Source organism: Paenibacillus sp. UNC217MF (genome assembly GCF_000686865.1).
Taxonomy (GTDB): Bacteria; Bacillota; Bacilli; order Paenibacillales; family Paenibacillaceae; genus Paenibacillus_B; species Paenibacillus_B suaedae.
In genome coordinates this window covers 542,697-561,756 of the sequence record NZ_KK366027.1, presented here as the reverse complement: position 1 = coordinate 561,756, position 19,060 = coordinate 542,697, and the positions used below count along the sequence as shown (strand labels likewise).

Genomic DNA, 19,060 nt, shown 5'->3' with positions numbered 1-19,060 from the left:
GTTCATGAGCAAGCATGATGCACTGGGTTTCATTGAAACCTTTGGAATTGTATTCGTCATGGAAGCGGCGGATGCTATGTGTAAAGCGGCCAATGTAGATTTGATCGGTTATGAAAACGTGGCGTCCGGTTACATATCTGTCCTTGTTCGCGGAGATGTAGGGGCTGTAAGGGCTGCAGTAGATGCTGGCGTCGCCGCAGTACAGGCGATGGGGACTGAGGTGTACAGCTCAAACGTTATTCCTAATCCACACCCAGACATTGAAAAGATCATTGTCCGCTATGCCCTTCCTGCTTAGGGACAGATTATCGACAGAAATTCAAGGGAGGTGGCCGTGATAAACGAAATCTTTGTTATGAAATCGAAGGTATATTCAGGCGAACAGTCACTGCAGAATCTGGCGGAAATTCAAGGCAAGAAAGCCTTCATCGTATCCGATCAGATGATGGAGAAGATGGGATATCTCGGTCAGGTGGTTGAACTGCTGCAAAGCGGTGGAATTTCCTCGGCAGTGTATACCGGTGTGAAGCCCGATCCAAGTGTGAGTATTGTAGCCGAAGCGCTTCAAGTGTATTGGGAAAGTGGCGCTAATGTGTTGCTGGCGCTGGGCGGCGGCTCTGTCATTGATACAGCGAAGGGTGTTCTGTACTTCGCCCGGCAATATGCGTTAGAGAAAGACGAGCCTTTTGTCAAACCATCGTTTGTCGCCATTCCTTCCACCAGCGGCACCGGATCAGAAGTGACAGACTTTTCGGTGATTACGGCGGGCGGAGACAAAATGGTTATCGTGGACAATTTTATCGCACCGGACATCGCGATTCTCGATTCCACCCTTACCAAGCAATTGCCAAACAAAATCGTGGTGGACACCGGAATGGACGTTCTTACCCATGCGCTGGAGGCTTATGTCTCCACCAAAGCGACCGACTTTACCGATGCCTTAGCTGAAAAAGCCGTCCAATTGGTATTTGCTCATCTGGAAACGCTTTACCATGATCCGGCAGATGCAGAGGCGCGGGATCGGGTGCAGAATGCGTCCTGTATGGTGGGAATGGCGTTTACTAACGCTGGTCTAGGTATCATTCACAGTATGTCCCACGCCTTTGGCGGAACGTTTCACATTGCTCACGGGCGGGTGAACTCCCTGCTATTAGAGGCGGTAATGGAGTATAACGCCAACTTGGGCGGAAAAACGATAGATAGGGTTTGTGAACGCTATGCTAGGCTTGCTTCACTGCTGCACTTGCCGGCCCGAACCGCCCGTGAAGGAACCGTAAGTCTGATCCAGGCGATTGGAAAGCTGAAACGATCTATCGGTATCGAAAACGGAATTCGTGAGCTTGGCGTTGACCAGGATGCTTTTGATGAGGCGCTGTCCCGCATGGCGCGGACCGCAATGGCTGACCGCTGTACGCCAACCAATCCTCGTCAGCCAACGGAGGAAGAGTTGGAGTACATTTTCCGTAAAAGCTTTTAAATAATATAAAACTTACAAGATTGCGAGGGAAATATGTTGGATATTCATGAGTTTTCAAGCAAATTCGCCGAAGCTACGAAAGCCATGGCTCCTCAAGAACGAGCAGCGATCATGAAGCTGTTCCAAGGAATTTCTAAGGGGCTATCAGATAAGGGAGCTCAGTCGCAGGTCGAAAACAGCCTCGGTAAGCTTCATAAGGAAGAATGCGCATACCCGGAAGGAATGACCGAGCGTTTGCGGGCTTTGAAAGAACATTATTTGACCGCTACGCCAAGCATTACAACCTTCCGTGCCAGAGCCTTTACTCAGGTATACAAGGAAAATCCAGGTCTGCCATCGATCATGCTGCGTGCCAAGGCTTTCCGCAAAGCATGTGAAGAGGCTCCGCTGCTCATCCAGGACAACGAGTTGATCGTTGGTCATCCTTGCGGCGCGCCGCGCGCGGGCGCCTTCTCGCCTGACATTGCTTGGCGCTGGACCCGGGATGAGCTCGACACCATTCACAACCGTCCTCAGGATCCATTCTATATCTCTGAGGAAGACAAGCGAATCATGCGCGAGGAGCTCTTCCCGTTCTGGGAAGGCAAATCGGTGGATGAAATATGTGAGCAGCAATACCGCGATGCTGGTCTTTGGGAGTTTTCCGGCGAAGCATTCGTCAGCGATCTTTCCTATCATCAGATTAACGGCGGCGGAGACTCCAACCCCGGCTACGATGTCATTCTAATGAAGAAAGGGATGCTGGATATCCAGCGGGAAGCCAAGGAGCATCTTGCGAAGCTGTCCATGCAAAACCCGGAAGACATCGACAAAATCTATTACTATAAATCCGTGTTAGATACGACCGAAGGCGTAATGGCGTATGCCAAACGGATGTCTGACTACGCATACCAGTTGGCTGCTAAAGAAACAGATCCGAAGCGCAAGGCTGAGCTGCAAAAAATCGGCGAGATCAACGCTCGCGTGCCGGCTCATGCGCCGACTACATTCCATGAGGCAGTGCAATCGGTCTGGACCGTAGAATCTCTGCTTGTGGTGGAAGAAAATCAGACAGGCATGTCTGTCGGTCGTGTGGATCAATATATGTATCCTTTCTATGAGGCGGACAGAAAAGCTGGCCGTCTGACAGAGTTTGAAGCTTTCGAGATTGCAGGCTGTTTCTTAATCAAATGCTCGGAAATGATGTGGGTTTCCAGCGCGGGTGGCTCCAAGTTTTTTGCCGGCTACCAGCCGTTCGTCAATATGTGTGTCGGCGGGCAAAAACGAGAGGGCGGCGACGCCACCAACGACTTGACTTATCTGCTCATGGATGCAGTACGTCATGTCGGCGTTTATCAGCCTTCGCTCGCTTGCCGTATCCACAATAGTTCTCCTCAGAAATATTTGAAGAAGATTGTGGATGTCGTCCGTGCGGGATTGGGCTTCCCGGCCTGCCATTTCGATGATTCCCACATCAAGATGATGCTGATGAAGGGCTGCAGTATCGAAGATGCCCGCGATTACTGTCTGATGGGCTGTGTGGAGCCGCAAAAATCCGGACGCTTGTATCAGTGGACCTCCACTGGATACACCCAGTGGCCGATTGCCATTGAGTTCGTCCTTAATCGTGGCAAAATGCTCTGGCACGGAAGCAATCCGGGATTGGACATGGGCGATTTGAGCAACTTCAAGACCTATGAAGCATTTGAAGCAGCGGTGAAGAAGCAGGTAGAATACATCACCGAGCTTTCCGCAGTCGGTACCGTAATCAGCCAGCGCGTACACCGCGATTATGCGCCGAAGCCGCTTATGTCGATCATGTATGAAGGCACAATGGAGAGCGGCCGAGACGTTTCCGCTGGCGGAGCCATGTATAACTGGGGACCTGGCTTGATCTGGTCCGGTCTGGCAACTTACGCCGATTCGATGGCTGCCATCAAGAAGCTGGTTTACGATGACAAAAAATATTCGCTCGAGCAAATCCGTGACGCGTTGCTGGCTGATTTCGAAGGTTATGAGCAGATCCACAGGGATTGTCTGGATGCGCCAAAATTCGGCAACGACGACGATTATGCCGATCGCATTGCCGCCGATATCACGGGGTGGACGGAGAACTATCACCGCAAATTTAAAACGCTGTACTCTACCTTCAGCCATGGTACGCTTTCGATTTCGAACAATACGCCTTTCGGCGAGATGACAGGTGCTACCGCCAATGGGCGCAAGGCTTGGCTGCCGCTGTCCGACGGTATCAGCCCGACTCAGGGGCATGACAAGAAGGGCCCGACGGCTATCATCAAATCGATTAGCAAGATAGATGTCGAGGCCATGAATATTGGTATGGTGCATAACTTCAAGCTATTGCGTGGGTTGCTGGAAACACCTGAAGGGGAGAACGGACTGATTAATCTGCTCAGAACAGCCTCCATTCTCGGAAACGGCCAAATGCAGTTCAGTTATGTGGATAATGAAACGCTGATTAAAGCGCAGCAAAATCCTGATCAATACCGCGATTTGATTATTCGGGTCGCTGGCTATAGCGCGTACTTCGTGGAATTGTGTAAAGAAGTGCAGGATGAGATCATCAGCAGAACGATGATTGAGCATTTCTAAAATAGCCCCGTGCCTCTTCTCTGGCGCTGTACGTCAGGGAAGGGACATTCTGGCATTTAGATATGCGGAAAGGAAGGAGCCACAGCTATGGATTCAGGTATGCCGGAAAGGCAGGCACGTATTTTCAATATTCAAAAATATTCCATATACGACGGCCCCGGTATCCGGACGCTTGTTTTCTTCAAGGGATGTCCCCTGCGCTGTCAGTGGTGTGCGAACCCGGAGGGTTTGGAAAAGAAATATCAGGTGATGTACCAGCGGGATTTGTGCAACGATTGCGGCGCATGTGTTGCGGCGTGTCCCCGGGGAATCCACCGTGTGGACACTTCCGGCTCACAGGAGCCGTCCAAGCCGCAGCATGTGGTGGACCGGAAGATCGAGTGCATGGGCTGCCGGGAATGTGAGAAGGTTTGTCCCGCACGGGCGCTCTCAATCGTCGGGATGAATATGACGGTATCGGAAATTGTGGAAATTGTAGAGCAGGATATGCTGTTCTACACGACGTCCGGCGGCGGCGTCACGTTGGGCGGCGGCGAAGTATGTGCGCAGTCCGAGTTTGCGGTCAATTTGCTCAAAGAATGCAAGCGCTCCGGAATCCATACGGCCATTGAAACCTCTGGGCATACCAAACCGGAAGCGATTTTGGCCATGGCCGAATTTACCGATCTGATCTTATACGATCTGAAACATATGGATGCGGATCGCCATTATCAACTGACGGGTGTACGCAACGAGCGCATTCTCGAAAATTTGCGGGAACTGATCACCCGCAAACATAACGTGGAGGTGCGGATGCCGCTAATGAAGGGGCTCAATGATGATGAGGAGACCATCCGCAAAACGGTAGAGTTTCTGCTTCCCTATAAGGAATACCAGAATTTTAAAGGCATCGATTTGCTCCCTTATCACAAGCTGGGCATTAACAAATACAGGCAATTGGATATGGTTTACGCCGTTGAACGTGATTTAAGCCTTAATGAAGCCGATCTGGAGCGTATTGAGCGACAAATCAGCCAATACGATTTCCCGGTACGGGTTATCAAACATTAAGTGCATGCTTTCAAACCCAGTTTTATTCGATAAAGCTACCGTTTTACAAGCTCGCAATACTTTTAGGAGGAGGCGAGGTCTTTGATGCAGCAGCCTGCTGGGCCGGATCTCGGGCGGATCATTCAGGAGTCGGTGCCGGGCAAACAAGTGACGCTGGCCCATATGATTGCTTCACCTGTGCCTGACATGTATGAAAGACTGGGCATCGATGAAGCGGGGGCTATTGGCATATTAACACTGTCGCCCAGCGAAACCTCCATTATAGCCGCCGATATCGCGACCAAGGTGGCAGATGTGAAAATCGGCTTTCTGGATCGCTTTGCTGGTTCGGTGCTTCTCACCGGAGATATAGCCAGTGTGGAAACGGCGCTGCGGGCCATCATTGAGACGTTGGGCGATTGTCTTGGTTTTACGACGGCGGAAGTTACACGGACATGAAAAAACGTATATTGCTGGTTATCGGGGAATTGAAACGTTATTTGTTCGGGTAATAAGAGTGGAGTTGATACCATGAAATTTATTACCGAAATGGAATTGCGCAATATGTACAGGTTAGAGCCTTTTACTTCATATATGGTGGAGCATGGAAGCCGATTGACGCCGGAAGCGCGCCAGTTTTTGACGGATCGCCAGATCACACTTTCCTATGGTACGCAAGAGCAAAATCAAGAACAAAAGCAAGAGCCACTACCGAATCCAGAGCGACAGGCGAAAAAGCCGGATTGGCGGCGTGGAAAGCTGCGCTGTCAGATGCAATCCGTCTCAGCCCTGTTCTTGTTAACCGGGCAGGAGCTGCTGGAGCGGGATGTGCTTCTGGCCCAGAAGGTGCTAGAGCTGTCAAGGCAGTTTTCGGCCCTTCATAAAAGGGAAGGAGGCGGCACATCCACTGCCGACTTATCTTTCCAGGGTTGTACCGGTATTACAGCCGATGGTCTTTTTGATGATGCAGGAGATTGCTTTGAGGTAACCGAGTTTCACATTCAATTGGAGAAAGGCAGAGAAATTGCGTTGCTCCACCGTCTGCGATGCGCTTTGCGGGAGCTTGGGTTTGGGATGTTGGAAGCCGCAGCAGGCAGCCCTCAAGAAAAGCCGGAGGAACCTATTGTTGCTGGAATCAACTTTATGATTAATGAATTGAGCTCGCTTATTTGCAGAACTACAGGAGGTGGAACATGCCAGAGACAAAACCCTTTGCATACTGCGATCAACTCGTAAAGCAATTTGAAACGGTCATCCAGAAGCCGATTCCAGGACGGTCTTCGTTCTACTATACCGGTGTGGATCTGGGAACGGCCTGTGTGGTGCTTACGGTGTTGGATGACTCTCGGAAGCCGGTGGCGGGAGCTTACCGTTACGCCGATGTCGTCCGCGACGGAATGGTCGTGGACTACCTTGGAGCGATTCAGATCGTGAGGGAGCTTAAAACACAGTTGGAGCAGCAATTGGGTACAGAACTTGAATATGCAGCTTCGGCGATTCCACCGGGTACCGATTTACTGGATGCTGGCGCCATCAAGCATGTGATCCAAGGTGCGGGTTTTGAAGTTACGGCTTTGCTGGATGAACCTACGGCGGCTAATGCCGTGCTGCAAATATCCAACGGAGCCATTGTAGACATTGGCGGCGGAACGACTGGCATTTCGATTCTGAAGGATGGCAAGGTTGTCTATGTCGCAGACGAAGCAACGGGAGGCACCCATTTTTCTTTGGTGGTTGCCGGGGCATACCAGATGAGTTTTTCTGAAGCGGACTGCTTTAAGCGCGACCCTGCCCATCACCAAGAATTGCTGCCGCTGCTTCGGCCGGTTATTGATAAGGTTTCCTCTATCATCAACCGCCATGTGGTGGGCCATGAAGTCAAGGAATTGTACTTGGTAGGCGGAACTTGCTGCTTGACCGGTATGGAGACGATCATTGAGCAGAGGACTGGCATTGCTACCTATAAGCCTAGCAACCCACTGTTTGTCACGCCACTGGGCATTGCTCTGAATTGCACGCGGGAGGCGATGTAAGTGGAATTTCGGATTATCAAATCTCCATCCAAGGGGACGCTGGACATTTTGCTTCGTCGCAGAGGAGCGCCCAGTAGCCGGGAAGTTCCCCAATGCGACGCGGTCGGTCTGGTGCAGGGAAGGCTGATTGACATGGTATGGGCCGCTGATGTAGCTGAAAAAGTGGTGGGTGTGACAGTGGAGGATATTCGCGGCAGCTGCCCGCAGAACATGATTCTTCTCGCTATTTTTGGTGACACGGTTTCTGTGGAGGACGCCATCGCCGAGATTAAGCAGAGAAGCGGAAAAGCGGAGAGGACGGACTGCTATGATTGCCGCTGAATTGATTCACAATATCTGGTCTACCCGTAAAGCAGATTCCCTTGTGGGAATGAAACTGATGCTGGCCGAGGTGATAGGAGGAAGCGACGACGGGCACCGCTTGATCGTAGTCGATACGATCGGCGCTGGCATAGGCGATCGAGTGATTGTCTGCACCGGCTCTTCGGCCCGCAAAATGCTGCATACAGACGATGTTCCTGTAGATGCCGTCGTCGTAGGCATCATCGACGCGGACTGCATGTTCGAATAAATAATCGAACAGAAATCTTATAGAGGTTGTTCAAAAAGTCCCCCTTTGATCACGAAGAAACACTGAATGCATATTCGACATCGAATCTTGAATTCAGCCGGGCCTAGGTAGAAGCTTCCGAAGCATGTTTCCTGCGGAAACATTTCAGGTGCTCACGTACCCAAAACGTACGCTCCGCTCCTCAGGTCCTAGCTTCATCCAACTGAAGCGTTTTGAAAAAACGCACATCGGAAGCATAAGCTTCGGTGCTGAAAGTTTGACTTATTGAACACTTACTTATAATTCGAAAGGGGGCGAGAACTGTGAAAAAACTGATATGCGCTGCGGATGTGGAAGAATGGGTGGCTTCCGGACAGAAGCGGTGCTGCATTGACCGAAACACGATTGTGACACCGGCAGCCCATGATAAGGCAAGGGAGCTGGGGCTGGAGTTTACCGATGAGACATGTGGCACTTTGAGTTCCGAGGCCGCAGACAGCGAAACTCAGGATGATCTCGACATGAATGCCATTTTCAAATTTTTCAAGATGTTATCGGAAAAAGGAATGGTTGAAAAGCTGTTGGGGATGACTCTTGATCCACCTTATCAGGCGGAGACGGATCCGACGGGCTTAAAACTTGTACGGGGCCGAACGGTAAAAATGGAAGCTTACGATACGGGAACATCTGGTGCCAAGGTATACCGTCAAGAGGTAATCGGGAAGCCGGATTGTTCCATGAGCGCAGGGTTTATGACTGTCGATCATGGTTGCTTCGAGCAGGAGACGGCCCACGAAGAAACTTATATCGTGATGGAAGGCACGCTCGACGTCACTTTGAACGAGAGAACCTTCACCGCTCATGAGGGAGATGTACTCTTCATCCCCAAAGGAGTGAAAGTGACCAAGGGATCGTCGAACTGCGCAAGGATGTTTTATATGACTTACCCGGCGGGCGGTCCTGATCGGAAGCCACAGTAATTGGAGGTGATAGCATGCAGGCGCTTGGATTAATTGAAACGCGGGGACTTCTTCCGGCGATTGAATGTCTGGATATCATGCTCAAATCAGCTCAGGTAGAACTGATAGAAAAGTGCAATGTGGGTGGCGGGCTAGTGACGATCGCGGTAACCGGCGATGTCGGCGCTGTTCAAGCATCCGTGGAAGCAGGTGCCTCCGCGGCGCAACAATTGGGCAGTGATGTTCTTATCAGCCGACATGTTATTCCAAGACCCCACAACGACATAGCGAGCATCATCGGCCGGCGCAGCGTTTCGAATTTTACCAAGGAGAAGGACGAGCAGGCGCTGCCAGTACAGCATATTCAGGCGGCGGAACAGTATCCAGAACAGCAGCCCGAGCAAACGTCGGAGCAGACCTCGAAACGTTACACAGCGTCTGATGTTCAACTGGGCGATGCGCCCAATATTCCACTAGACACGGCTCCTAAAGTTCCACTGGAAGCAGCGCCCGAAGTCTCATTCAATACCGGTGGTGATGAAGACTTCCCTGTACTAACAGCCGATCCCGCTCAGGCTCGTGCGTCTAAAGACGTCAGTCCAGAAACAGACAATCAAGATCCGGTAGATGGAGAGCAGGCAGTGCTGGACAATCCATTCAAACACCAGATTGACGTGCAGGTAAAGGAAGCAGGGCTTGACAAAGCAATGGAGCTGCTGGAAACGATGACAGCCGTGAAGCTGCGCGGACTGGCCAGAGAGTACGGCCCTGCGTATGGGATGAGCATGACGACGATTTCCAAGGCAAACAAGGTGAAACTGCTCAAGCGGTTCCGCCATTATTATCAACAGTAAACAGTAAGCGAGAGGAGGATGTTTCACTTGGAAAATTATGATTATGATTTGCAATCGATTCAGGAAACGCGGGATTTGGCTCGTACAGGAAAAGCAGCCGCCGATATCCTTGCCGGGTACGATGCTGAACAGATTGACAGAATTGTACAAAACATGGTGCGGATAGCGGAGGTTAACGCCGCCGAACTGGCTGCGCTAGCAGTGGAGGAAACAGGATTTGGCAAGATTGAGGATAAGATCTTCAAAAACCGTCTGGCTTCCACGGAGCTGTATGAATCCATTCGGGATACGAAAACGATTGGGGTTATCCGCGAGGACAAGACAAATCAATTAATAGAGATTGCGGAGCCTGTCGGACTGCTCATGGGTATTATTCCATCAACAAATCCGACATCCACTACGATTTTCAAATCGATTATTGCAATAAAGGCTCGTAATGGAATCATCTTTTCGCCGCATCCATCGGCAAAGAAATCCATTATGCGGGCCGCCGAACTCATGCATGCAGCCGCTGTTGAGGCAGGGGCTCCCGAAGGAATCATTGGCTGCGTTGCCATGCCTTCTATGCCGGCGACACAGGAACTGATGAAGTGTGAGGAAATCGCCATGATTATCGCCACAGGCGGCTCGGCGATGGTGAAATCTGCCTATAGTGCGGGTAAACCGGCGCTGGGTGTGGGGCCGGGTAATGTACCGGCCTATATAGAGCGCACCGCTGATATTCCAAAAGCAGTAGCGAATATCATAGCCAGCAAAACCTTCGATTACGGAACAATCTGCGCATCTGAACAGGCTGTTATCGTGGAAGAATGTATCCGTTCTCAGGTAATCGCGGAGTTTGAGCGTCAGGGCGGTTACTTTATGAATCAGGAGGAAACTGCTAAAGTCGCAGCAAAGCTGTTTGTAAAAGGCCATGCCATGAATTCAAGACTGGTGGGACGTTCACCTCAGGTGATTGCAGAAGCGGCCGGCATTCAAATTCCTGCAGGGGTCAAGGTGCTGTTAGGTGAACAGCAGGGCGTGGGAGAGAAATTCCCGCTGTCCTATGAAAAGCTTACTACCGTATTGGCGTTTTACACCGTACAGGACTGGCATGAGGCTTGCGATCTAAGTGTTGGGCTGCTGCGTAATGGAGGAATTGGACATAGCTTCTCCATCCATACTCAGAATCACGATATGGTCATGGAATTTGCACAAAAACCTGTATTCCGCATTTTGGTGAATACGGGCTCCACTCAGGGCGGCGTGGGCGCAAGCACCGGGCTTGCCCCGGCCTTCACTTTGGGATGTGGTACCTGGGGGGGCAGCGCCACTTCAGATAATGTAGGACCACAGCACTTGATTAATATCAAGCGTGTGGCTTATGGCATTAAGGACTGTACAGCACAAAAACATTATTCTGCTCCCTCCCCGCAACAGCCGAAGCAACAGGAGGATGCAATGCTGTTGAATCTGGTCGATGAGCTGATGTCTATTTTGCAGAAAAGCGGTGACTGCTAGTGGGGAGCTATGATCAAGTACTTTCATTATTGATGGAGGTGGTATCCGGTGCCGGCAAGGCGGGGGAGGAGCCGCGCTCCATCCCTTTAGGGATTTCGAATCGCCATGTGCATCTTTCTCAAGCTGATGTGGAGACGCTCTTCGGATCCGGATATACGCTATCCAAAATGCGTGATTTGTCCCAACCTGGACAGTATGCATGTAATGAGACTGTTACGGTCTGCGGTCCCAAGGGAGCGATTGAAAAAGTGCGGGTTCTCGGTCCAGTGCGGAAACAGACTCAGGTAGAAATTATGCGGGGAGACTGCTTTAAGCTCGGCGTGAAAGCTCCAGTGCGCTTATCCGGGGAGATTGAAGGCACACCTGGCGTCACATTGGTCGGTTCCAAGGGAAGCGTATATATTACTTGCGGCTTGATGGTTGCACAGCGCCACATTCATATGACGCCTAATGATGCCCTTTTCTTCGGCGTAACCGACGGAGAAATGGTCAGCATTCAATTTGATGGTCTCCGGGGCGGAGAATACAATCAGGTCGCAATCCGAGTTAGCAGTGACGCTGCTCTCGACTGTCATATTGACGTTGAAGAGGCCAACGCGATGGATCTGACATCGGCGTCTGTGGTCAAAATCATAAAAAATCGCTAGGAGGAAATGAACATGAGATCGGAAGCTCTTGGTTTGGTTGAAACAAAAGGTTTGGTAGGTTCTATCGAAGCAGCGGACGCTATGGTCAAAGCTGCCAATGTTACCTTGATTGGCAAAGAGATGGCAGGTGGAGGCCTTGTTACCGTAATGGTACGGGGCGATGTAGGCGCTGTGAAGGCAGCAACGGATGCTGGGGCCGCCGCTGCGAAGAATGTAGGGGAACTCGTATCGGTACATGTGATTCCTCGTCCCCACAGTGAAGTGGAGAACATCCTTCCGTCTACTAAGGCATAATTCAATAAATCATATATATAAGCCTAAGCTTCCGAAGCAAGTTTTGCTCGGTGAGCTAGCGCTTTATTCTCACAAAACTTTTAGGAGGAATGTAACATGAAATCGGAAGCATTGGGTTTAATTGAAACAAAAGGTTTGGTAGGTTCTATCGAAGCAGCGGACGCTATGGTCAAAGCAGCCAACGTCACCCTGATTGGCAAAGAGATGGTAGGCGGCGGGCTTGTCACCGTAATGGTACGAGGCGATGTAGGAGCAGTAAAAGCGGCAACGGACGCTGGTGCCGCAGCCGCACAGCGTGTAGGGGAACTGATATCCGTACATGTGATTCCTCGTCCTCACAGTGAAGTGGAAATTATTCTTCCCGCTGCTAAGCTATAATTTATATCGATGTTCTGCAAAGGGCCAAAACTCGGTAAAACGGGTTTTGGTCTTTTTATATTTGTCTGTAACAATCCGCTTGTCGAAGTGGTGTATTTCTATAAATAGAGCTTTGAGGAAGGGGGATGTACTATTTCCAAACAGTTTGTAAATTGTTATAATAGAGATATTATATTGTGAAAAATTTAGCATGTAACGTCTATTTTCCCGTTCATTATCGGTGAAAGGGTGCAACGAGATTATGCTGAAAACCGATAGTCCGATCGCAACCAAAGTATACGCACGATACAGCGGCATCCTGTCTCTTTCCAAGTTCTCGCTGCTGCTGCACGATCACAATGGAGACGTTTTGCTAGAGTTCAATCCGTCACCTGATTTCTGCAGGCATTTTTGTTGGGAGAATCCTACGCGACCTTGTGCAGATTATTTGAAGCGCTTTAATACCGGCGAGCAGGGGCGATTTGTTTGCTGTTACGGCCTGGAGAACATTTTGCTGCCTATTATGGTCAAAGATGAAGTTGTTGGCTTCATATCGGGGATGCAAGCGTATTCCCAGGAGAGGGAATATCAGAAGTATCTGATTAACACGGCGGAATTGGCTGAAATGAAGGGGCTGGATTTGGAAGTTGTCGCGAAGGCGATATCAGCTTTTCCAACCATTGACAAGGATAAAGCAGATATTCACGAGCAGCTGTGCCATCATATTGCAAGGAATATTGCGCTCGACATCGCCGAAAGCGCGCAGGACAACACAGGGATTATCAATCGACTGTCTGCGGAAAAGGAAATACTGGAGAAGAAAGTGATTGACTTAGAAGCAAAAAACATGTCTCTTGTCATCAATCCACATTTTCTGTTCAATACTTTAAATTCCATTGCCCGCATCGCCTATTTCGAACACTCCCATACGACGGAGGAATTGATCTATTGCCTGTCCGACTTGCTGCGATACAATGTGAAGCAGGATGATCAGTTTCATACCATCGCATCCGAATTGGATAATATTGAGAAGTATTTGTATATACAAAAGGCGCGCTTCAAAAATCGCCTGCAGTATGAAATCATTGTTCCGAATGAATTAAAGGCTTATCGTATTCCGAATTTGGTGATTCAGCCTATTGTGGAAAACGCAGTCATACATGGGATTACCCCTAAGCGTGACGGGGGAACCATTCGTCTGATTGCCGAAAAGTACAGAAATGATATCACCATTTCTGTAATAGACAACGGTAACGGGTTCTCACCGGAGGTACTCAAGCTCATTCATCAGCCGGACAGCAAAATCGGTGTTGGCTTCCGGAGTACCGACAGCCGTTTGAAGCGTTATTTCGGAGAAGAGTATGGGTTATCGATTGTGAAATCGGATTATAGCGGGAGCACGGTTAACATCCGCATCCCCACCCAACCAATTGCGAGGTGATGCAATGAGCGTAGTTATGTTTGTTGAAGATGAACCGATAGAACTGGAGTTTCTTCAATCCATCGCGCAGGAAATTCTGGGTGCTGAAGATAAGCTGCTTATTTGCGATACGGGTATGCAAGCGATTAAGCTCGCCAAACAATATCGGCCGGATATTATTTTTATGGATATCATGCTGCCTGAAATGGACGGAATATCCTCATTGCAGGAAATTCGCCGCTTTCTCCCCAATGCCTCCGTGACGATTTTGTCGGCCAGCTCGGATTTCTCCTATGCACAGGCGGCAATCAGTCTGCAGGTACACGAATATCTGCTTAAGCCTGTCAAGCCGGACAAATTGCGGCAATTGATTCGTAAGGGGCTGGAGAGGGCCGCTCAATCAGAAGAAGATGGTGTAACAGAAACTTATCTGATAGAATCCGCTCAAGAATTTCAGCGCTTTATTCAAGAAGCCGTCGATTATATTCAGCAGAATTACAAAGATAAGCTGACCCTGCAAATGGTGGCGAGTCATGTGTACATGAATGCTCAATATTTTAGCCGCATATTCAAAAGAGAGCTCGGCGTTACATATACGGATTATGTGAACAAGCTCAAGATTGCACATGCCTGCAAGCTGCTTGAGACTACCGGGTATCCCGCCTATCGCATCTCCACAGAATGCGGCTTTACCGATCCGTCTTATTTCAACCGGGTTTTCTATAAGCAAATGAAAATGACACCGAAGGAATACAAAAAAAGTGTTCTAGCTCGAGTGTGAAGACGCTTTAATAGATAGAATCAAGGAAACTCCCGTCCGACTAATGTCGGGCGGGAGTTTTTTTATTTAAAGATGTCGTCCTAAAAGTACGAAAAGTACCAGATTGAAGAAAAAAGTGATTCAGGAAGTCCAAATAAGAGGTACGGTTAGTGACAGGCGAAATGGCCGCATTGCTTTACAATGAAGATACATCTACGAAGACAAATCTACTTAACAGAGGTGTATGGATGATGAAGGAAGCAGTGGCTTCGGCCGGCATGCTGAAACAAAAGATGAACAGTCGTTTCCGAAGAAATGGAATCGCTTACGGACTGATTTCCGGGTTAACGTTCGGCCTTTACAGTACCGTCGTTGCCCTGGCTATGATGAAGGAGCCTTTTCTGGGGGTCGTAGGAGCGTTTGCTGCGCCTATAGTGGCATCGGCGATCAACGATGCTTTGGCGGCGATCTGGCTACTGATTTGGAACTTCAAGAATGGGATGATCAAAGAAATTGGCCGCAGTCTGGTAACAATACCAGGGTTGATGGTCGCAATTGCCGCGGTGTTTGGCGGTCCAATCGCCAACGGGGCCTATCTGGTTGGAATTGATATGGCTGGAGCGGCGGCTATTCCTATTTCGGCGCTTTGTCCGATGTTTGGTGCTATTTTCGCGCGAATGTTCCTGAAGCAGAAGATTGATAAACGGGTGGCCGTCGGCATGTTCATCTGTGTTATCGGAGCTGCGCTCATTTCTTATGTCAAGCCTGAAGGTGGCGTGGATAATTTCACACTAGGCATTATTTTTGCTCTGGTGGCCGCGCTTGGCTGGGGATTGGAAGGCGTATTTGCTACTTTCGGGATGTCTATGCTTGATTCCAATATCGCCATTACCATTCGCGAGGGCGTTTCCGGACTCGTATATATTGCTGTGCTGATACCTATCTTCAGCGCGACAGATCTCTTTACTTCCGTACTTGGCTCTGTATCGCCTATGCTCATTATTGCGGCTGCAGCCCTGTTTACGGCAATCTCTTTCCTGACGTGGTATATGGCCAATAGTATGGTTGGCGTTGCCGTCGGAATGTCGCTCAACATTACCTATGTACTGTGGGGGGTTGTCTTTGCCGCTATCTTCCTCGGAAGTTCGTTGACTCCTACAATAATTGCCGGCGCAGTTATTATTACACTTGGAGCGCTTTTAGTTTCGATGAATCCAATGGATCTGTTCAAGAAGAAGGAGGCGTAAGCAAATGCCATTGTTGCCGATTCGCTCCCGGGTGCTGCTTTTCATGTCCACTGTGCAGCAAGCAAATATTGATGATGCAATGGACGCATTGAAAAGCGAATATGGTGGAGAACGTCAATTTACAAGAGCAAACTTTCTGGATCATATGCTGTCCTTGCAGGCTAACGGACTGATTGACGAGGTTCATTACGAGCTGGATGCTAACGGGGAATTATGTATGTACTATGCAATCAACGATGAGGGAATTCATACGATCAATAAATATTTGCCTAAAAAGTGGACGCAAAAATAAAACAATTTCACACAACTAGGCCTAAGGCCGGGCTCAGATTGAAGACGAACTCCCGTGAAATACTATACCGCGGGAGTTCTTTATGTTTGTTGTCCATTTTTCAAATACGAAATTGAAGTTATCAGATGGGCGACCATTCTTCCAGATGTCAGAAGAAAATAAAGTTCTAGACTAAAAAATAAAGCGATAGACTGACGATACTTCATTAAGATAACGAGCAGAATAGTTTAACTTACACAAAAGATTTGACCAATTCACTTTGGCCAATCTTTTTTTTCTTGAAGGGTAAGGGAAGGGAATTATATACAACTGGACATACTCATGATAAAATAAAACGTAATTACGTAATAACATAAAATAATGAAAGCGGTGAATGATAGTATTTCGGTTGAAATTAAAATTGAAATTTCTTAAAAGATAGGTCAAATAACTTCAAGAAACGGTTCAATCGTTGGTACGGAAACCTCACCATGACTTACAAACCAATATTGAAAGCGGCGTTGTCGCGCTGATCTCATACTCTGGGCTCTATAAGAGGTCTGGATATGATATTCATTTTACTGCTTCTCGCTGCAAGCTCGGAATTGCTGGAGACCAGCGACTACTTGAGCATGTCCGAAGTCAGAGATAACCAAGCATTTATTAGGGGAAAGCAGAAAAAAATATGATTCGCATTTGTTGCTAGTGGTCATAGTTGAAAATTCAATTTTTGAGTACAAAGCTAAACATTGTAATGAGGTCAATATCTTCTTGCATGAGGATGGAAGTGCAACGGTTTCTGATAACGGCCGAGGCATTCCTACCAAAGCCTCAGTACAAATAAAATTGTAGCTGAGAACACACTTATAGACATGACCCAACTAAGACAAGGTGAAGCCTATCAGGCCCCTGGCTTGGAAAATGGAATCAGTATCGCAGTTCCATTTATCCTCTGTTATCCATTCATTTTCATTTCAAAAATAAGGAGGAATAGTATATGCCAGTGGAAATTATTTATAGAACAGAACATGTGTTTGAAATGCTGGACACTCTTCTTAAGGAACAATCCAAGTTTAATTGGGATCAATTTTACTCCGATAGGGGCAAACCCATTCCCTTCTTTGTGAATGTTCCTGACGAGAATTTAGTGGGGTATTTCGAAAACAAACGATTAAACCCTGGAAAGGTGCTTGAACTTGGCTGTGGTCCTGGCCGTAATGCCATATACTTAGCAGAGCGTGGATGTACTGTGGATGCCATAGACCTATCGAAGGAAGCAATTGAATGGGGAAAAGAGCGTGCAAAAGAAAAGGAATTAACGGTGAATTTTCTTCATAAGAACATTTTTGAGTTGGATATTGAAGAGGCTTCATATGACATTGTTTATGATTCAGGCTGCCTGCATCATATCACACCGCATCGTAGAATCAGCTACTTGGAATTAATAAATAAAGCCCTAAAACCTGATGGATTATTTGCCATTACTTGTTTTGTCTTAGGTGGCAAATTCGGCGGGGCCGAGATGTCAGATTGGGACGTGTATCGGGTAAGAAGTTTAAAAGGAGGTTTAGGATTCACCGAAGATAAGCTGAAATTAATATTCCATGACTTTGAAGTTATTGAGATGCGCAAAATGAGAGAAGTTAAACAACCAAGTCATGTATTCGGTACTGAAGCTTTATTGACTGCACTATTTAAGAGAAAAAGCTAGGAGCTTATAAGAACCATCAGCTTCATGCCTCAGCAACGGCGTTATCATAAGGGAACCCTTTCAACGTTCGATTTGGAACGTAGTATGCGGTTCATCGATCAACTTGTTTTTGAATTCGCTACCACAATATTCTTCTTCTCTTTAGGAATGCGATTGTCCCTCTCAGAGAAGGAGCCTGAGTGTTTTGCTTGTTTGATCCGTCGATCCAGTACAGATGCAGTCAGTTTATATTCGTTTACATTTCGCCATTTCTCTTTTAAATTCATCTGTGAATGTACGTCTTCTTCTTGGCATTGTAGAAGAATGTAAGAACCCTCTGTGTCTGGAGAGTTCTTTTTGTGAGTGATCCGGGATATCCCTGAACTTCGAGATTAGCGTGTTACAAGCTCTCCGAGATAAACTACGGTGCATAGAAATTTGGGTGGTATTACCCCTTGTTGTGATGGTGAATGCACTCAATTCATGACTTCGCAGAATAGCGGAACAATATTGTATTAAAATGGAAACTGCAACTCATACTAAGACAACCTGTTTTAATCCACACATACGGAGGAGCAGATAAATATGAAAAACAAATGGTTGCTGGCGCTGCTTGTAACCTTAGTACTCGTTGTTAGCATGACGCAGGTTACAGCACCCGTGCAGGCAAATGAGAAAATGAGCGAGAAGAAGGATTCGGTTTGCCTGAGTCCCAAAATGGTGCAGCTGAAAACCGATATGCAGAAGGTTTGGATCGACCATACGATATGGACGAGAAGCTATATTGTCAGTGCTATCTCGAATCGTCCTGACCAGAAGGACGTACTGGATCGGCTTTTACGGAACCAGCAGGATATTGGAAATGTAATCAAACCTTATTACGGGGAAGCCGCAGGCAATAAGCTGGCTGAAATTCTAAGAGAACATATTTTAATCGCAGTTAAAATCGTAGAGGCGGCCAAAGCGGGCAACCAGGCAGATGTGAAGAGGCTAGAGGAAGACTGGCATAAAAACGCTGATGAGATCGCAAAATTTTTGAGCGATGCGAATCCAAACTGGCAGTTTAAAGAGCTTCAGGATATGCTGTATACGCACCTTCAATTGATTACGGAAATCGTGCTGAGCTGTCTCAAAGGAGATTGGAAAGCGGATATTGCAGCAACCGACAAAAACGAGATCCATATGATTCATTTAGCCGACATCCTGACAGAAGGCATTGTCAAACAGTTTCCCGAAAAATTTTAAACGAATTGCATTAGTGATTGCAGAGTAAAGCTTTTTATGTTCCCACAAGGGTAACTATAAAAAGCTTTTTTTCGTTTCATGGAGCAAATATAGAAATAGCTTATACATTTCGATCCAAGCATTTGGATCGTTTTT

At 48.0% G+C, this 19,060-nt stretch carries 22 protein-coding genes; all 22 read left to right on the top strand.

All coding sequences use genetic code 11. The annotated features are described in order from the left end of the window. Positions 1 to 4: 4 nt before the first annotated feature. The 22 genes from BP95_RS0118565 to BP95_RS0118455 all read left to right on the top strand — a co-directional run bounded on the left by BP95_RS0118565 (position 5) and on the right by BP95_RS0118455 (position 18,925). Positions 5 to 298, top strand: coding sequence for a BMC domain-containing protein (locus BP95_RS0118565; RefSeq protein ID WP_028532974.1), 294 nt, complete (start codon positions 5 to 7; stop codon positions 296 to 298). A 36-nt stretch (positions 299 to 334) separates the two neighbouring features. Next, entirely contained in the window at positions 335 to 1,477 is a 1,143-nt protein-coding gene (locus BP95_RS0118560) for a 1-propanol dehydrogenase PduQ (protein WP_036667273.1), read from the top strand. 33 nt (positions 1,478 to 1,510) lie between these two features. Beyond that, positions 1,511 to 4,069: a choline trimethylamine-lyase gene (gene cutC / locus BP95_RS0118555; RefSeq protein WP_231515143.1), complete on the top strand. Its 2,559-nt coding sequence runs from the start codon at positions 1,511 to 1,513 to the stop codon at positions 4,067 to 4,069. 87 nt (positions 4,070 to 4,156) lie between these two features. Next, on the top strand, positions 4,157 to 5,119 hold the full coding sequence (cutD, locus tag BP95_RS0118550; protein WP_028532971.1) for a choline TMA-lyase-activating enzyme: 963 nt from the start codon (positions 4,157 to 4,159) through the stop codon (positions 5,117 to 5,119). Between the two features lie 84 nt (positions 5,120 to 5,203). Further along, on the top strand, positions 5,204 to 5,557 hold the full coding sequence (gene eutS / locus BP95_RS0118545; RefSeq protein WP_028532970.1) for an ethanolamine utilization microcompartment protein EutS: 354 nt from the start codon (positions 5,204 to 5,206) through the stop codon (positions 5,555 to 5,557). Between the two features lie 72 nt (positions 5,558 to 5,629). After that, positions 5,630 to 6,334 (top strand): ethanolamine utilization cobalamin adenosyltransferase, encoded by a 705-nt coding sequence (locus BP95_RS0118540; protein ID WP_028532969.1) that lies wholly within the window; start codon positions 5,630 to 5,632, stop codon positions 6,332 to 6,334. After that, a complete protein-coding gene (gene eutJ / locus BP95_RS0118535) occupies positions 6,292 to 7,131 on the top strand; it encodes an ethanolamine utilization protein EutJ (RefSeq protein ID WP_021255528.1) in 840 nt (279 codons plus the stop codon). Before BP95_RS0118540 ends, eutJ begins: the two co-directional genes overlap by 43 nt. After that, complete coding sequence (locus tag BP95_RS0118530; protein WP_028532968.1) at positions 7,132 to 7,452, top strand: bacterial microcompartment protein; 321 nt, start codon at positions 7,132 to 7,134, stop codon at positions 7,450 to 7,452. Continuing rightward, a complete protein-coding gene (locus BP95_RS0118525; protein WP_028532967.1) occupies positions 7,439 to 7,702 on the top strand; it encodes a EutN/CcmL family microcompartment protein in 264 nt (87 codons plus the stop codon). The genes BP95_RS0118530 and BP95_RS0118525 overlap by 14 nt, the downstream gene beginning before the upstream one ends. A 302-nt stretch (positions 7,703 to 8,004) precedes the next feature. Next, entirely contained in the window at positions 8,005 to 8,661 is a 657-nt protein-coding gene (locus tag BP95_RS0118520; RefSeq protein WP_028532966.1) for a cupin domain-containing protein, read from the top strand. Positions 8,662 to 8,738: 77 nt separating this feature from the next. Continuing rightward, positions 8,739 to 9,494, top strand: coding sequence for a BMC domain-containing protein (locus tag BP95_RS34305; protein WP_419181940.1), 756 nt, complete (start codon positions 8,739 to 8,741; stop codon positions 9,492 to 9,494). A gap of 27 nt (positions 9,495 to 9,521) precedes the next feature. Continuing rightward, complete coding sequence (locus tag BP95_RS30870; protein WP_081819923.1) at positions 9,522 to 10,994, top strand: acetaldehyde dehydrogenase (acetylating); 1,473 nt, start codon at positions 9,522 to 9,524, stop codon at positions 10,992 to 10,994. Continuing rightward, on the top strand, positions 10,994 to 11,641 hold the full coding sequence (locus BP95_RS0118505; RefSeq protein WP_028532964.1) for a phosphate propanoyltransferase: 648 nt from the start codon (positions 10,994 to 10,996) through the stop codon (positions 11,639 to 11,641). The genes BP95_RS30870 and BP95_RS0118505 overlap by 1 nt, the downstream gene beginning before the upstream one ends. Positions 11,642 to 11,653: 12 nt before the next feature. Further along, complete coding sequence (locus tag BP95_RS0118500) at positions 11,654 to 11,935, top strand: BMC domain-containing protein (RefSeq protein ID WP_019419483.1); 282 nt, start codon at positions 11,654 to 11,656, stop codon at positions 11,933 to 11,935. Between the two features lie 96 nt (positions 11,936 to 12,031). Beyond that, the gene (locus BP95_RS0118495) at positions 12,032 to 12,313 is read left to right on the top strand and encodes a BMC domain-containing protein (protein WP_021255535.1); all 282 of its coding nucleotides are present in this window, start codon (positions 12,032 to 12,034) and stop codon (positions 12,311 to 12,313) included. Positions 12,314 to 12,554: 241 nt separating this feature from the next. Further along, positions 12,555 to 13,733 (top strand): histidine kinase, encoded by a 1,179-nt coding sequence (locus BP95_RS0118485; RefSeq protein WP_028532962.1) that lies wholly within the window; start codon positions 12,555 to 12,557, stop codon positions 13,731 to 13,733. A gap of 4 nt (positions 13,734 to 13,737) precedes the next feature. Then, on the top strand, positions 13,738 to 14,493 hold the full coding sequence (locus BP95_RS0118480) for a response regulator transcription factor (RefSeq protein ID WP_021255537.1): 756 nt from the start codon (positions 13,738 to 13,740) through the stop codon (positions 14,491 to 14,493). A 149-nt stretch (positions 14,494 to 14,642) separates the two neighbouring features. Next, positions 14,643 to 15,719: a DMT family transporter gene (locus BP95_RS0118475; protein ID WP_021255538.1), complete on the top strand. Its 1,077-nt coding sequence runs from the start codon at positions 14,643 to 14,645 to the stop codon at positions 15,717 to 15,719. Between the two features lie 4 nt (positions 15,720 to 15,723). Next, positions 15,724 to 16,011 carry a hypothetical protein gene (locus BP95_RS0118470; RefSeq protein WP_028532960.1) on the top strand — a complete coding sequence of 96 codons (288 nt, stop codon included), beginning with the start codon at positions 15,724 to 15,726 and terminating at the stop codon, positions 16,009 to 16,011. 545 nt (positions 16,012 to 16,556) lie between these two features. Beyond that, on the top strand, positions 16,557 to 16,679 hold the full coding sequence (locus tag BP95_RS34300) for a hypothetical protein (protein ID WP_268632104.1): 123 nt from the start codon (positions 16,557 to 16,559) through the stop codon (positions 16,677 to 16,679). Positions 16,680 to 16,987: 308 nt separating this feature from the next. Beyond that, positions 16,988 to 17,701 (top strand): class I SAM-dependent methyltransferase, encoded by a 714-nt coding sequence (locus tag BP95_RS0118460; protein ID WP_028532959.1) that lies wholly within the window; start codon positions 16,988 to 16,990, stop codon positions 17,699 to 17,701. A 564-nt stretch (positions 17,702 to 18,265) separates the two neighbouring features. Next, entirely contained in the window at positions 18,266 to 18,925 is a 660-nt protein-coding gene (locus BP95_RS0118455; RefSeq protein ID WP_028532958.1) for a hypothetical protein, read from the top strand. Positions 18,926 to 19,060 lie beyond the last annotated feature (135 nt).